This window comes from Streptomyces sp. CA-249302 (assembly GCF_050936785.1).
Lineage (GTDB): Bacteria > Actinomycetota > Actinomycetes > Streptomycetales > Streptomycetaceae > Streptomyces.
The window spans coordinates 9016114-9028967 of record NZ_JBNJMG010000001.1 but is presented as its reverse complement, the minus strand read 5'-3'; the positions used below and the strand labels follow the sequence as shown (position 1 = coordinate 9028967).

Genomic DNA, 12854 nt, shown 5'->3' with positions numbered 1-12854 from the left:
GACAGGACGTCGAACAGGGGAGTTCAGCCATGTCGAAGCCGCAGGAGACCGCCGTCTACACGCACGGGCACCACGAGTCGGTGCTGCGCTCGCACACCTGGCGGACCGCCGCCAACTCCGCGGCCTATCTGCTCGGCTCACTGAAGCCCCACATGAAGATCCTGGACATCGGCTGCGGACCGGGCACCATCACCGCCGACCTGGCGGCGCTGGTCCCGGACGGGCACGTCACCGGCGTCGACCACGCGCCGGGGATCCTGGACCAGGCCCGCGCCACCGCCGCCGAACGGGGCCTGGCCAACGTGGACTTCGCGGTCGCGGACATCCACGCCCTGGACCATCCCGACGACACCTTCTGCGTGGTCCACGCCCACCAGGTGCTCCAGCACGTCGGCGACCCGGTGCAGGCGCTGCGCGAGATGCGGCGGGTGACGAAGCCAGGCGGGTTCATCGCCGTCCGCGACTCGGACTACGCGGCCATGACCTGGTACCCGGCGTCCCGGGGAATGGACGACTGGGCGGACCTGTACCGACGGGTGGCCCGCGCCAACGGGGGCGAGCCGGACGCCGGGCGCCGGCTGAAGTCCTGGGCGCTGCGGGCCGGGCTGACCGACATCACGGCCACCTCCGGCACCTGGACCTTCGCGACGCCGGAGGAGCGGGCCTGGTGGAGCGGGCTGTGGGCGGACCGGACGCTGGCCTCGGCGTACGCGGAGCGGGCCACCGAGGGCGGACATGCCACGACGGAGCAGCTGCGCGCCGTGTCGGAGGCCTGGCGGGAATGGGGCCGGCAGGAGGACGGCTGGTTCAGTGTGCTGCACGGGGAGATTCTGTGCCGTAAGGACGCCTGAATCCCCTTTTCCGGGTTACCCGGAGAGCAGGAGGTTGGAGAATGGTTGCTGTCCTGCTCGTATTGCTTCTGGCGCTCATTCTGTTCGGCGCCGGATTCGCGCTCAAGGCGCTTTGGTGGATTGCACTGGTCGTACTCGTGGTGTGGCTGCTGGGATTCCTGGTACGCGGCACGACTGCGGCCGGAGGCAGGGGCCGCTGGTATCGGTGGTGAGCGATATCGACGGATCGACGGATCGACGGTGAGCTGAATCAGACTGAGTCGAATCAGACCGAGTCAGAGCAGCCGCCCCGGCGGCCCGAGGTCCGGATCGAGGTCCTCGGGCCGCAGTCCGTACCCGTCACGGCTCCTCCCCGGCGAAAGAGTAGGCGGCCCAGGGGCCGGTGAGTTCGACGCGGAGTTCCGGCGTGGTCCCCGACACGTCGTCCTTGGTGCGGTCGACGAGTTCCACGAATTCCTCACAGTCCTCTCGCGGGACCAGATAGGCACCGTTGAGCACATTCCGTCCGGATGCGCCGGAGAGCGCGGAATTCTGCGGGGCGTGCAGCCGGTTGTCCTCGGCGAAGGAGGAGAGTTCCGCGTGCAGTCGGCTCGCGAATTCCTCGGCCTTCGCCCAGAGGTCCTCGTGCGCTTTCGCGCGCGTGCGCCGTTGCGGTAGACAATCCTGGCCGGAAGACGCTTTCTCCGCTGGCCGCTCCGTTTCCACGGGCTCGGCCTCGGTTTCGGTTTCGGTGTACACCTTGACGCCCCATTCCACCCGTCCCGCCAGCCGGTCGAGGGTGCGCCGGAAGTCGGCCTCGCGGGCCTCCAGCATCACCCGTACGCCGCTGTCGTCCCGGAAGACGGTGCCGAGCCGCAGCGGCAGCGGCGTGGTGACGGCGGTGAGGGCGTCGATCACGCCCTGGTGGGCGCGCGCGGTGCCGGTCAGCCAGTCCAGGTCCGCCAGATGCCGGCGGAGCGGCTCCTCGGCGAAGTCCCGCTCCGGCACATGGCTCACCACAGCGACGAGGCCGTGGTGGCCGAGCAGTCTGGGCGGGTCGCCCGCCACCCCGGTCAGCTGGGCCTGGAGGGCCGCGCCGAAGGGGTGACAGACGGCGTAGACGTACCGCAGTCCGGTCATAGGGCCTCCTCCTGGGCACGGCCCGGCTCCAGTTGGGCCGGCTTCGCGCGCAACTCGGCGCTCTCACCGACGAGTTCCTGGCGCCGGGCGCCGGAGGAGAGCGCCGGGTACGTCTCCCACCAGTCGATACCCATCTCCCGCGCCTTGTCCACGGAGGCGACGATGAGCCGGAGTTCGACGGTGAGGAGTTCGAAGTCGAGGAGGTCGATGTCGTCGGCGCGGCACTCGATGACGACGGTGGGCTTCTTCCCGGCGCCGCCCTTGCGTTTGCCCTTGCCGGTGCGTTTGCCCTTGCCCTTGCCCACGGCGACCTCGTTCAACTTCATTGTGGTCTCGCCGAGTTCGCGGCCGACGCCCATCAGTAGGCGCGTGGCCTGTGCGGCGAGGAACTCCTGGAGTTCGGCCTTGAGCCGGTCGGCGGCCTCGCCGTGCGCGAGGTCGGTCACCTTGTCGGTCGTGTCCTTCGCGCCGCGCGCCGCCGAGGTCGCGGATCCGAGCGTCTCGGCCATCGCTCGTCGCCTCCCTTCGGCAGCCGGTCCTCGCGCTCCGGGGGCTCCTCCTCGGCCTCCGGCACGTCGTCCGTCGGCTCCTCGGCCTCCTCCCGCGGTTCCTCCTCCTCAGTGTCCTCCGGCTCCCCGCCGTCGTCCTGCTCGCCGGCGTCGAGGCCGGTCGCCCTGCCCGCGACGCCCGTGATCTGGTCGCAGACCTCGGCGGTACGGCCGTGCAGCCGGTCGGCGAGGGAGTCGATCTGCCGCTCCACCATCGCCCGAGAGCTGGGGCCGCGCGGTCGAACGCGACCTGGCCCGGGTCCGCACGGCCCGCCAAGTGATCGGCCCCGACGCGGAGTTGTACGTCGACGCGAACGGCGCGTACACCCGCAAACAGGCGATCCGGGTCGGTCACGGCCGGCGCATACGGCTACGACCTCCCTTACTTCGCCCGCATGATCACCACAGGCGCGGTCGACTGCCTCCAGGTGGACGCCACCCACCGCGGCGGCATCACGGAACTCCTGCGCGCCGCACGCCCACGCGGCCGCCGCGATCCCCAACTTCCGCCACGCCGACCCGACGGGCGGCTCGATACGCCCCCTGACGGGCCTCGGCCACGGCCTGACACCGCGCGCGGAGGAGGTGGAGGAGTACCTGGTCGCGGGGCCTAGCCGACCCCCATGTCGTCCAGCACGGCGGACAGACCGACCCTCAGCATCCTGCGCCGGACATGCCCCAGGATCTGGGCCGTCAGGAACCCGCCCGTACCGGTGAAGCCCGTGTGGTCGTAGGTGAAGCGCGTCCCCGTCCCATGGGGCTCGATGCGGTAGGCGACCTCGGTGGTCTCGCCGCCCCCGTGGTCGGTCCACGAGTAGCGCAGCAGCCGGGGCTCGTCCGCCTCCAGTACGACGCAGTCGACGATGCCGCTCCAGCCGGGCTTGGGCTTGGCGATGAACTGGAACCGCGACCCGACGGTGGTGGTGAAGCCCTCCGGGCGGGCCCCGGCCCCGGTGGCCGTCCACAGCGGTATGAGCCGGGGGTCGGTGACGGCGTGCCAGACCTTGGCGGGGGCGTGCGGGTAGTCGCGGACGATGTGGATGGCGCTCATGGGGCTCCCCAGGCGGTCGGCCGAAGAAACGGAACAAACATACAGTCACTGAAAATTTACAGTAGCAGTAAATATTCTGCCGCTGTACTACTCTGCCGCCATGAGCACGGTGGACTGGACGGCATGGCGCCCGCAGACCGGGGCACCCGAGGCCGAGGGGCTGCGGGAGCAGAAGAAGCGCCTGTTGCGGCAACGCCTGTCCGACACGGCGACCGAACTGTTCCTGGAGCGCGGCTTCGACGCCGTCCGGGTGGCGGAGATCGCCCAGGCCTGCGGGGTCTCGGAGAAGACGGTCTTCAACCACTTCCCCACCAAGGAGTCCCTGATCCTTGACCGGGGCGAGGCCACGACGGCCGCGCTGCGGGCCGGCCTGGCCAACCCGGACCACTCCGCGGTCGAGGCGACGCTGCGGATCCTCTCCGCCGAGTTGCGCGCCCTGACCTCCTGGATCGCCGCGCAGGACGACCCCCACCAGGCCGCCGCCCAGATCCGCCGCTTCGGCGCGCTCACCAGGTCCACGCCCTCACTGAGGGCCTACCACCGGGACATGACCGACCGACTCGTCACCGTCGCGGCCGAGGCACTGGCCCGACGCACCCGCGGCAACCCGGACGACCCGGAACCGCAGATCGCGGCGACCGCCCTGCTCGGACTGTGGTCGATCCAGTTCCGAAGCCTCGGAAAACACCTGGACGGCACCCGCACGGCGGCACAGATCCATGATGCGGTGACCGCCGACGTCCGCCGCGCGGCCGAACTCATCGACACCGGCCTGGCCGCATTCGAGGGCACGGCGGCGAACGCGGCGGATTGTGTGACCCGACGCTCCGCCCCTGAGTCGCCCGCCCCTTGGAAACCGTGACGATCATGCGAAACGATCTCCTCTTCCGGCCGCCCCAACTAGGCTCGTCCGTATGGACATTCTGGGAGCCACGCTGCGCGTCTGCGTCGACGACCTGGAGGCCGCCGTCCCCTTCTACGAACGGCTCGCGGGCGGCACGGCGCTGCGTTTCGAGCGCGGTGGCGTCCAGGTGGCCGCGGTCGGCTGTTTCCTGCTGATGAGCGGGCCGGAGGCCGAGTTGGAGGTACTACGCAAGGTCGCCGCGACGATCGCCGTCAAGGACGTCGAGGAGGCCAACCGCGTGCTCACCGAACTCGGCGCCCACGTGATCGCGGGCCCGGTGTCGACACCGGCGGGCCGCAACCTGATCGCGATGCATCCGGACGGCGTGGTGTACGAGTACGTGGACCGCAATCCGTAATCCGTGGTCCGTGGTCCGCAATCCGTGGTCCGGTCACCGCTCTTTCGCGATCGCGCGCGCCAATCCCCTTGCCGACGGACGCAGTTCGCGCTCCACGGCCTTCGCCGTCCGTGCGTCGAGTTCGACCTTCGCCGCGGACGGGCCGCGCCGGTCGAGGAGTTCGATGCGCAGGTGCGTCGGCGGATGGGTAGCGTCCTGCTGATGCCACTCCAACGCGCTGACCCTGCGCAGGCGTTCACGCTCGCGCGGCGGTACGGCGGCCAGGTGCTCGGCGAGCCGCGGCCACAGCGTCTCGTCGGGCCGCGGGAGGGCGGCGAGCCGGTGCAGTTCGTCGTCGATGCGCCGGGCGTACAGCAGCGTCTCCATCAGGTCCCGGGCCCCTTCGGTGGACGCGACCTCGGCCGCCAGGTCGTCGGCCAGGTACTCGCGGCGCGGGAACCCTCGTAGCGAAACCCGCTCCAGCAGGCTCAGCGCGCTCTGCGCCGCGAAGTACGGGAGCGTGAGCGGGGCCGCCACCAGCACGCGGGTGAACCGCCCGCTCCAGCGCTCGGGCCTGAGCACCTCCACCCACAGCCGAAGCGTGTGCAGAGCGCTGCCCACCACGCTGCCGTGCCGGGTGTCGCCGCCCGCGAAGTGGCCGAGCTCGTGACCGAGCAGGGCGACCTTCTGCTGCGGGGTGAGTACGGCCCACAGCCCGAGCCCGAGGTGCAGCACGCGCTGCCGCAGCCCGTAGGTGAGGACACTCGCGTTGACCCGGCCGTCCACCACCATCACGTCGACGCCCCGCGTGCCCACTTCGCGGGCGACCCGGTCGACCAGCCCGAACAGCCGTGGCGCGTCCGCCCGTTCCAGCCGGGGCACCCCGGAGCCCAGCCGCGGGAAGTGCGGCAGCAGGACCAGGAACAGCAGCACCAGAGCCCCGCCCACCACCCAGGCGACCGGGTTGCCGCCGCCCGCCACGAGCAGCCCGACTCCCGCCCCCAGCAGCGCGAGCGACAGCCCGTGCACCGTGAAGGCCAGGAGGTACGACAGGACGTACGAGGCCGTCAGCCAGGCCCGGCGCCGCTGCGTGCCCTCGCGGGCCAGTTCCTCGAAGGTCCCCTCGGCATGCCGTCCGGCGAGTTCGCGCCGGCGCGCGGCGGTGCCGCCGAGGCCGTAGACGAAGAGCTCGGGGGCGACGTTCCACTCGCAGCCCGTGCACCACACGGGATAGCCCTCGTCGACGGGCATGTCAGCCCCGCACTGCGGACAGGTCTGTTCGGTCGTCTGCTCGGCCATGCGTGCCCACCCCCGTTGCCGCCGTGTCCTCGTGTGCGGCGACGAGGGCGGGCCCCGCTCCGGTTCGGCCGGGGCGGGGCCGACTTCGCTACGTCTCAGGACTCGGTCGGACGCATACGGAAGTCGTAGTGCGGCGGCAGCGGTTCGTCGGTGATCCGGGACCACAGCCGGCCGAGGGCCTCCGCGCCCTCCCGCAGGTCGGCCACCTCGAAGCCGGCCCGGAACACGTCGAGCGCCTCCTCGTCCCGCCCTTCCGCGCGCAGCAGCCCGACCTCGATCAGCCGGAACCGGCCACGCTCGCGTGTGGCGGGGTGCAGCCGCTGCCACACGCCCCGCGCCTGCGCGGTGCGTCCCACGGCGAGCAGCGCCTCGATCGTCTCGCGACCCAGCGCGGCCGTGGCCGCGGTCCAGGACTCGCCGTTGTCGCGCCGCTCGTGGCACAGGTCGTCGAAGGCGTCGGCGTAGCGGACGGCGGCCCGCTCGTGGTTGCCGCTCTCCTGGTCGGCGACGGCGAGGCAGCGCAGCAACGGCCAGAGGGACGGGGCGAGTTCGAGCGCCCGCTCCCAGCTGCGCACCGCCTGCGCCCGGTCGCCGGCGTGCCACTGGGCGACGCCCAGGTGGTACTCGGTGAGCGGGGTGGCCGGCGCGGTCTCCAGCATGTCCCGCCAGTGCGGGGCGACCAGCGTCTGTCCGGGCGGCCGCACCCGGCGCGGCTCGGGAAAGGAACCGGCCCGCAGCAGTTGTACCCACGGTTCCTGTTCCTCGCCGAGCGTGTCCTCGTCGAAGGGGGTGCCGGGCAACTTCCAGTCGGCGCGCAGCACTTCGAGCGCGCCCCAGCCGGAGCCGGCGGCCAGAACCTCGCCCGGTTCGGTGTCGGCATACGGCTTCCAGGCGCTGTACGCGGCGTCCAGTTCGGCGCGCGGCAGGGCCGCCTCCAACCTGACCTCGGCGCCTCGCAGCACGGCCGCCCACTCCCCCTCGGGGTGTGCGTCGAGCGGCCCGTACGCCTCCAGCCAGCTCAGCTCGCTCTCCGGTTCCAGCCGGACGTGCTCCAACTGCGTGCGGGCGAGCCCCGCCTGGATCTCGCAGTAGCCGCCGGTGCCCGGTTCGGTGAGCCACTCCTGCCAGCGCCGCCCGCCGTCCCCGTTGCCCCACACGAACAGCTTGCGGCCACGCAGTACGTCGGTGGACGTCTGCACGAGCCCGTGCCCGTCGGCGTCGAGGGCGGCGATCCAGCGCCGCCGGTCGTCGTCGATCTCGTAGAAGTAGTCGGCGGCGTAAGGGCTGTTGAGCGGGTATGTGCGGTCGATTCCGTCGTACGTCGGCACGGGCACCCGGCGCAGCCGCCGCTCGTACCCGAAGTGCCAGGCCTCGTCGGCGGGCGCCAGCACCCGGCACTCCTCGGGTACGGCGATGTTGGACCACCAGTAGGTCGGCACGGGCCGCTCCTGCGGATTGCGGACGCGGACGCCGACGTAGAGGAAGTCGGAGCCGTCCGGCAGCCACAGGTCGATCTGGAACGGGAGGTCGCGCAGCCGGTCCCACTCCCACAGGCGGAGCATTTCGCCGCCGTCCGGGGCGGGGACGCGGGCTGCGTGCAGGGGCGCGCAGGAGAGGGGGGTGTGGCCGGTGGCGCCGATGTTCCACTCGATGCCGCCGGAGAACCAGGCGCCGTTCAGGGCGAAGTTCGCGGGCTGGAACACCGGGTTGCGGTACAGGAGTTCGCGTCCGGTGGGCTTGTGGAGGAGGGAGGCGACGCGGCCGCCGAGGCCGGGCAGGACGGTGGCCTTCAGCCGGTCGTTCTCGATCACCAGGGTGTCGATCTCACGGGGTTCGCGGGTACGCCCGTACCCGTCCCGGACCCGCACGGGCAGCAGGCTGCGCAGGCGCTCGTACCCGACCTGCCGCGCCATCTCGCGCGGCAGTTCCTCGCGGTCCCGGTCGTCGATGCGGTGGACTTCGTGGAGCAGGCGCAGCGGGGGCAGCGGGTTGTCCGGGCCCAACTCCGCTGCGGGCAACGTCAGTACCTCACGTCGGATCGTCGTCACGATCACCATGGAAGCCGCTCTCCGATGAGCTGACCAGGGGAGGTACCGGTCAGGTTTCCGCAAAGGCGGACCCGACGGCGCGGCGGAGAACCGACGCCCCGTCGCGGCACTTACCGCGAAGCGCCCCGCATCTCGGCGGTGAGCGCCCAGCGCTCGTGATCCCGCCAGGCCCCGTCGATGAAGATCATGGCCGGGGAGAAGCCTTCGAGGCGGAAGCCGCACGAGCGGGCCAGGGCGATCGACGCGGCGTTCCGGGGCTGTACGTTGATCTCCAGCCGGTGCAGCCGCATCGCACCGAACGCGTACCCCACCACCAGGTCCAGCCCCTCCCGCATCAGCCCCCGTCCGGCCGCGTGCGCGAACGCGCCGTATCCGAGCGCGCCGCACTGGAAGCCGCCCTCGACGATGTTGTTGATGTTGACGAACCCGGCGATGGCCCCCTCGGCAGCCCCGTCGCCGTGCTCACCCGCCTTCTCGCAGACCATGAACCCCGCCTTGGTCCGGTCCTCGATCAGTCGGGCCGCGTACGCCGCGTACCCGTCGGCGGTGTCCGGCGGGAACAGCCAGGGATGGTGCAGGTCCTTGCTCTCCCGGGCCCGGGCGGTGAACTCGGCACCGTCCGCATAGGCGAAGTGACGTATCCCCACCCGGGGACCTTCGGCGAGGTAGCGGGAAGCATGCGGCATCCCGCCACCCTAACGGCGTACTAGCTTCGCCGTTTCATGAAGTACGCCCCGCACAGGGCGCCGATGACCCCCGTGGCCAGCAGTGCCATCCACAGCGGCATCGTGACCTCGGGGATCAGCAGGCGGATCCTGGTGGCGCGGGTGTTCTCGAAGATGAAGATCAGGGCGAGGACGCCGAGGAGCAGCACGATGATCCGCGACGGGGTCATCAGCTGCCGGCCCCGGCCCCCGCTCTTGGCGCCGCTCTCGGCGGTCTTCGGGCTCATACCGCCAGGCTGGGCCCGAGGGCCCCCGCTCACACAGCAGGAGCCGCCGTCCGGGTGACGGAGCCGGTCAGTCCCGGACCACGGGCAGCTCCAGCACCCCGGCGTCCCCCGGCGCGCTGACCACGGTCACCGGCTTGCCCCCCCGGTTCCCGAAGTACGCGTCGTCGCTCGCCGCGATCACGAACCGCAGCCGGTGCCCCTTCTCGTACCGGTGCACGATGCCCGGCAGGGTCACCGTGAAGCTCTTGGTCACGTCCGGCACCCGCACCGGCGCGACCAGTCGGTGCACCAGCGTCCTGGTGCCGTCGGGCGCGATGTCGTACAGCTTGGCGAACAGGACGAGCTTGTCGGCCGCGTTCCCGGAGCCCTGCGCCTGCGCGGCCTTCGGGGACACGACCGTCAGCCTGGCCCTGGGCGCGCCGACGACGTCCGTGGTGCGGGCGAGGGGTTCGCTGGTCCAGCCGAGGTAGGTGCCCTCGGTGTCGTACGGCGCCGGGTAGGGCAGCCCGAGGATCCCGTACAGCGAGCTCTCCGAATGGCTGGTGGGGACAGGCCAGTTGCTGTACGTACGGCTGCCCCGCGCCACCTTGTTGCGGTTGTCGACGCGAAAGGTGCGGTGAGTGCGGCGCCGAGGGCGAGGACGAGGGGTGCTCGGAATCTGGGCACACGTCGGGACACGGAGACCTCCACACTGAGGCACGCTGCGGACAACCCTGCTTACCGACCGGTAAGTACCGGTCGGTTGACATGGTGTGACACGTGTCAGGCGAGGCCAATCGCCGGTACGGGAGTTTCTTGACAGGAATTCAGCAACCGGGAGGTCAGCGCAGGGCGGGCCGGTCGAGCGTCAACGTGCCCGCGTCGGCGTCGAGTTCGGCGGTGACGCCGAAGGGTATGGTCAACGCCCCCGCGCAGTGCCCGAACCCGAACTCCTCGGCCACCGGCACCCCGAGGCCGCCGAGCCGGTCGACGAGCAGCGCACGCACCTTCTCGTACGGACCGCAGTCGTGCCACGACCCGAGCAGCACCCCTCGCACGCCCTCGAACCAGCCCGCGCGCAGGAGTTGGGTGAGGTAGCGGTCGAGGCGGTACGTCTCCTCGCCCACGTCCTCCAGGCAGAGCAGTCCGCCGCGCGCACCGGGCCGGGCGTGCGGTGTGCCCAGGTCGGCGGCGAGCAGGGACAGACAGCCGCCGAGGGTCACACCGCGGGCCCGGCCGGGGACGAGGGCGGTACCGCCGGAGGTGATCGTGCGGACCGTCTCCGGTGCGAAGAGGGTGGCCTTGAGGTGTTCCTGCGCCCGGGCGTTCTTGATGAAGTCGATCCCGGCGGCCATCGGTCCGTGCAGGGTGACGAGGCCGAGCCGGGCGGCGAAGGCCTCGTGCAGCGCGGTGATGTCGCTGAAGCCGACGAAGACCTTGGGGCCGGCGGCCCGCATCGCCTCCCAGTCGAGCAGCTCGACCATGCGCTGGACGCCGTAGCCGCCCCGCGCGCACAGCACGGCGTCCACGGACGGGTCGCACCAGGCGGCCTGGAGGTCGGCCGCGCGATCGGCGTCCGCGCCCGCCAGGTAGTTGAACTCACCGTGCCGGTCCAGGACATGAGGTGCCGTCACCGGGTCGAGGTCCCACCCCCGCAGCACGTCAAGGCCGGCCTGCAGCCGCTCCTCCGGCACCGGCCCGCTGGGCGCGACGACGGCGACCCGGGCGCCGGGCGCGAGCCGGGACGGGCGGACGAGTTCGCGTACCTCTTCAGTCACTTGGACAGCTCCAGGGTCGGCACGTCACGCGGGTTGAGGCCGAACACCTGGGCGTAGAGGGAGAGTTCGGACTCCAGGACGCGGATCATGGTCTCCGCCCGGCGGAAGCCGTGGCCCTCGCCCTCGAAGGCGATGTACGCGTGCGGTACCCGCCGCCCCGCGATCCGCTCCAGGAACCGCTCGCACTGGGCGGGCGGGCAGATCACGTCGTCCAGGCCCTGGAGCAGCAGGAAGGGCGCGGTGATCCGGTCGGCGTGCTCGGTGGGCGAGCGCTCCACGTACCGGGCCGGCACCTCCGCGAGCGGTCCGACCAGGGTCTCCAGGTACTGCGACTCGAAGTCGTGGGTCTCCCCCGCGCCCCAGCCGGCCAGGTCGAGGACGGGGTAGATGATCGTGCCGCAGGCGTAGACGTCGGTGCTGGTGAGCGAGGCGGCCGTGGTCCAGCCGCCCGCGCTGCCACCGCGGATCGCCAGCCGGTCGCGGTCTGCGGTGCCCTCGTCGGCGAGGGCGAGCGCGACGGCCGCGCAGTCCTCGACGTCGACGACACCCCACTGCTCGCGCAGCCGGTTCCGGTACTCGCGCCCGTGCCCGGTCGAGCCGCCGTAGTTGACCTCGGCGACGCCGATGCCCCGGGAGGTGAAGTAGGCGATCTCCAGGTCGAGGACGAGGGGCGCCCGGCTGGTGGGGCCGCCGTGCGCCCGGACGACGTAGGGCGGCAGTTCGTCGCCGGGCGGAACGCAACCCGGGTTGTGCGGCGGGTAGATGTGCGCGTGGACGTCGCGCCCGGCGGGGCCGGTGAAGGTGCGGATCTGCGGCTCGGGGTAGTGGGCGGGGTCGACGGCGTCGTCGTGCTCGGCGCCGATGACGCGGGCCCGGCCGATGGGGGCGCCCCCGCGCGAGTCCGTTCGAGCGTGGCGGAGGGTGTTCAGCTCGACGACCTCGTAGGCGCTGCGCGGGCTCGCGCCGACGGCCACGACCCGCTCGCCGTGCACCGCGAGGGTGGGCGCGAACTCGGTCCAGGGGCCTGCCGCGTCGACGATCTCGCCGGTCTCCGGGTCCAGTATCCCGAGGGCGGTGGCGCCGCGGCCGTGCACGACGGCGATCAGGCCGCTGTCCAGCGGGGCGAACCAGCGCTGGCCGAGCTTCCACAGCGGTCCGGCGAACTCCTCCTCGCGCGGGCAGAGCGGGGTGCCGTCGCGGTAGAGGTTCCACCAGCCGGTGCGGTCGCTCGCGTAGAGGAGGGAACCGTCGGCAGCCCAGTCGACCTGCGCGATCGACTCCCGGGGCCCGCCGGCCACGGTCCGCTGCCGCCGGAGAGTGCCGTCCTCCGCCACCCCGGCGACGACCAGTTCGGTGCCGTCCCACGGCATCCGCGGATGGTCCCAGGCCAGCCAGGCGGCGCTGCGCCCGTCCGGCGAGAGACGGGGGCCGGTGACGAACCGGTGCCGCGCGTCGGCGAGTTCGCGTACCGCGTCCCGGTCCTGCGCGGCCGAGCCGTCCAGCGGTACGGCGGCCGGCACCCGGCGCACATCGGTGGGCCCGTCGCCGGTGAACTCCTCCAGGACACACCACACTTCACCACGGTCGAGCACCAACCGCGGTTCCGCCCAGCGCAGTCCGCCGCCCACGAGGGACACGGGGGTCAACGGCTGCGGCTCGCCGTCGAGTTCGTACCGGTAGAGCCGCTGGTCGGCGAAGTCGACGAACACCACGAGCGGCCGGCCGTCCACGATCGCACCGGCCCAGGGGTGGCCGCCGTACTCGATGACCCGGCTGCGGACGTTCCACGGCGCGGGCAGCACCGACTCCTCCCGGCCGCCGACGCGTCGCCGCACGAGGGTGCGCCGGCCGCCCTCGGTGGGCCGTGGCTCGGTCCACCACGCCTCGTCGCCGACGAAGCCGACGTACTCGGGATGCCCGTCGTGCGCGGCCGCCAGGGCCGCGTCGATGGGCGAGGGCCAGGAACCGTACGGCAGGGTCTCCACGTT

The 12854-nt window shown here is 72.0% G+C and carries 13 protein-coding genes and 3 pseudogenes; 5 read left to right on the top strand and 11 right to left on the bottom strand.

The window, feature by feature from the left end; genetic code table 11:
- Window positions 1-29: 29 nt before the first annotated feature.
- Together ACQEWB_RS40665 and ACQEWB_RS40660 are read left to right on the top strand one after the other, a co-directional pair.
- Entirely contained in the window at window positions 30-851 is an 822-nt protein-coding gene (locus tag ACQEWB_RS40665) for a class I SAM-dependent methyltransferase (RefSeq protein ID WP_432840335.1), read from the top strand.
- 41 nt (window positions 852-892) lie between these two features.
- Window positions 893-1063: a hydrophobic protein gene (locus ACQEWB_RS40660; RefSeq protein ID WP_360843215.1), complete on the top strand. Its 171-nt coding sequence runs from the start codon at window positions 893-895 to the stop codon at window positions 1061-1063.
- A 127-nt stretch (window positions 1064-1190) separates the two neighbouring features.
- Here the strand turns inward: ACQEWB_RS40660 and ACQEWB_RS40655 are convergent, their stop codons facing one another.
- From ACQEWB_RS40655 to ACQEWB_RS40645, 3 genes and pseudogenes are all read right to left on the bottom strand, one after another.
- Window positions 1191-1970 carry a GvpL/GvpF family gas vesicle protein gene (locus ACQEWB_RS40655; protein WP_432840333.1) on the bottom strand — a complete coding sequence of 260 codons (780 nt, stop codon included), beginning with the start codon at window positions 1968-1970 and terminating at the stop codon, window positions 1191-1193.
- Window positions 1967-2179: pseudogene (locus tag ACQEWB_RS40650) on the bottom strand (gas vesicle protein); the annotation flags it as partial. The gene ACQEWB_RS40655 and the pseudogene ACQEWB_RS40650, both read right to left, overlap by 4 nt.
- Window positions 2180-2412: 233 nt before the next feature.
- Window positions 2413-2733, bottom strand: coding sequence for a hypothetical protein (locus ACQEWB_RS40645; protein WP_432840331.1), 321 nt, complete (start codon window positions 2731-2733; stop codon window positions 2413-2415).
- A 5-nt stretch (window positions 2734-2738) separates the two neighbouring features.
- On the opposite strand from ACQEWB_RS40645, the pseudogene ACQEWB_RS40640 reads away from it, so the two are divergent.
- A pseudogene (locus ACQEWB_RS40640) lies at window positions 2739-3124 on the top strand (enolase C-terminal domain-like protein); the annotation flags it as partial.
- A 4-nt stretch (window positions 3125-3128) separates the two neighbouring features.
- On the opposite strand, the gene ACQEWB_RS40635 reads toward ACQEWB_RS40640, so the two are convergent.
- Complete coding sequence (locus ACQEWB_RS40635; protein ID WP_432840329.1) at window positions 3129-3569, bottom strand: SRPBCC family protein; 441 nt, start codon at window positions 3567-3569, stop codon at window positions 3129-3131.
- 100 nt (window positions 3570-3669) lie between these two features.
- On the opposite strand from ACQEWB_RS40635, the gene ACQEWB_RS40630 reads away from it, so the two are divergent.
- Window positions 3670-4431, top strand: coding sequence for a TetR/AcrR family transcriptional regulator (locus ACQEWB_RS40630; protein ID WP_432840327.1), 762 nt, complete (start codon window positions 3670-3672; stop codon window positions 4429-4431).
- Window positions 4432-4483: 52 nt separating this feature from the next.
- Window positions 4484-4831, top strand: a complete 348-nt coding sequence (locus tag ACQEWB_RS40625; RefSeq protein WP_432840325.1) for a VOC family protein — start codon at window positions 4484-4486, stop codon at window positions 4829-4831.
- Between the two features lie 33 nt (window positions 4832-4864).
- Here ACQEWB_RS40625 and ACQEWB_RS40620 read toward each other — a convergent pair whose 3' ends face one another.
- The 7 genes and pseudogenes from ACQEWB_RS40620 to ACQEWB_RS40590 form a co-directional block, all read right to left on the bottom strand.
- Window positions 4865-6109: a M48 family metallopeptidase gene (locus tag ACQEWB_RS40620; RefSeq protein ID WP_432840323.1), complete on the bottom strand. Its 1245-nt coding sequence runs from the start codon at window positions 6107-6109 to the stop codon at window positions 4865-4867.
- A 95-nt stretch (window positions 6110-6204) separates the two neighbouring features.
- Window positions 6205-8166, bottom strand: coding sequence for a DUF5107 domain-containing protein (locus ACQEWB_RS40615; protein ID WP_432840321.1), 1962 nt, complete (start codon window positions 8164-8166; stop codon window positions 6205-6207).
- A gap of 101 nt (window positions 8167-8267) precedes the next feature.
- On the bottom strand, window positions 8268-8843 hold the full coding sequence (locus tag ACQEWB_RS40610) for a GNAT family N-acetyltransferase (protein ID WP_432840319.1): 576 nt from the start codon (window positions 8841-8843) through the stop codon (window positions 8268-8270).
- A 20-nt stretch (window positions 8844-8863) separates the two neighbouring features.
- A complete protein-coding gene (locus ACQEWB_RS40605; protein ID WP_432840317.1) occupies window positions 8864-9109 on the bottom strand; it encodes a DUF1049 domain-containing protein in 246 nt (81 codons plus the stop codon).
- 67 nt (window positions 9110-9176) lie between these two features.
- Window positions 9177-9713 (bottom strand): annotated as a pseudogene (locus tag ACQEWB_RS40600) (CocE/NonD family hydrolase C-terminal non-catalytic domain-containing protein); the annotation flags it as partial.
- Between the two features lie 217 nt (window positions 9714-9930).
- Window positions 9931-10866: a S66 peptidase family protein gene (locus tag ACQEWB_RS40595; RefSeq protein ID WP_432840315.1), complete on the bottom strand. Its 936-nt coding sequence runs from the start codon at window positions 10864-10866 to the stop codon at window positions 9931-9933.
- On the bottom strand, window positions 10863-12851 hold the full coding sequence (locus ACQEWB_RS40590) for a prolyl oligopeptidase family serine peptidase (RefSeq protein ID WP_432844255.1): 1989 nt from the start codon (window positions 12849-12851) through the stop codon (window positions 10863-10865). The genes ACQEWB_RS40595 and ACQEWB_RS40590 overlap by 4 nt, the downstream gene beginning before the upstream one ends.
- Window positions 12852-12854 lie beyond the last annotated feature (3 nt).

What these genes read in the sequence shown, in the direction of transcription:
- ACQEWB_RS40620 (WP_432840323.1), bottom strand. Translation starts at nt 6,109, where the DNA reads ATGGCCGAGCAGACGACCGAACAGACCTGTCCGCAGTGCGGGGCTGAC.
- ACQEWB_RS40615 (WP_432840321.1), bottom strand. Translation starts at nt 8,166, where the DNA reads ATGGTGATCGTGACGACGATCCGACGTGAGGTACTGACGTTGCCCGCA.
- ACQEWB_RS40645 (WP_432840331.1), bottom strand. Translation starts at nt 2,733, where the DNA reads ATGGTGGAGCGGCAGATCGACTCCCTCGCCGACCGGCTGCACGGCCGT.
- ACQEWB_RS40665 (WP_432840335.1), top strand. Translation starts at nt 30, where the DNA reads ATGTCGAAGCCGCAGGAGACCGCCGTCTACACGCACGGGCACCACGAG.
- ACQEWB_RS40610 (WP_432840319.1), bottom strand. Translation starts at nt 8,843, where the DNA reads ATGCCGCATGCTTCCCGCTACCTCGCCGAAGGTCCCCGGGTGGGGATA.
- ACQEWB_RS40625 (WP_432840325.1), top strand. Translation starts at nt 4,484, where the DNA reads ATGGACATTCTGGGAGCCACGCTGCGCGTCTGCGTCGACGACCTGGAG.
- ACQEWB_RS40605 (WP_432840317.1), bottom strand. Translation starts at nt 9,109, where the DNA reads ATGAGCCCGAAGACCGCCGAGAGCGGCGCCAAGAGCGGGGGCCGGGGC.
- ACQEWB_RS40635 (WP_432840329.1), bottom strand. Translation starts at nt 3,569, where the DNA reads ATGAGCGCCATCCACATCGTCCGCGACTACCCGCACGCCCCCGCCAAG.
- ACQEWB_RS40660 (WP_360843215.1), top strand. Translation starts at nt 893, where the DNA reads ATGGTTGCTGTCCTGCTCGTATTGCTTCTGGCGCTCATTCTGTTCGGC.
- ACQEWB_RS40630 (WP_432840327.1), top strand. Translation starts at nt 3,670, where the DNA reads ATGAGCACGGTGGACTGGACGGCATGGCGCCCGCAGACCGGGGCACCC.
- ACQEWB_RS40655 (WP_432840333.1), bottom strand. Translation starts at nt 1,970, where the DNA reads ATGACCGGACTGCGGTACGTCTACGCCGTCTGTCACCCCTTCGGCGCG.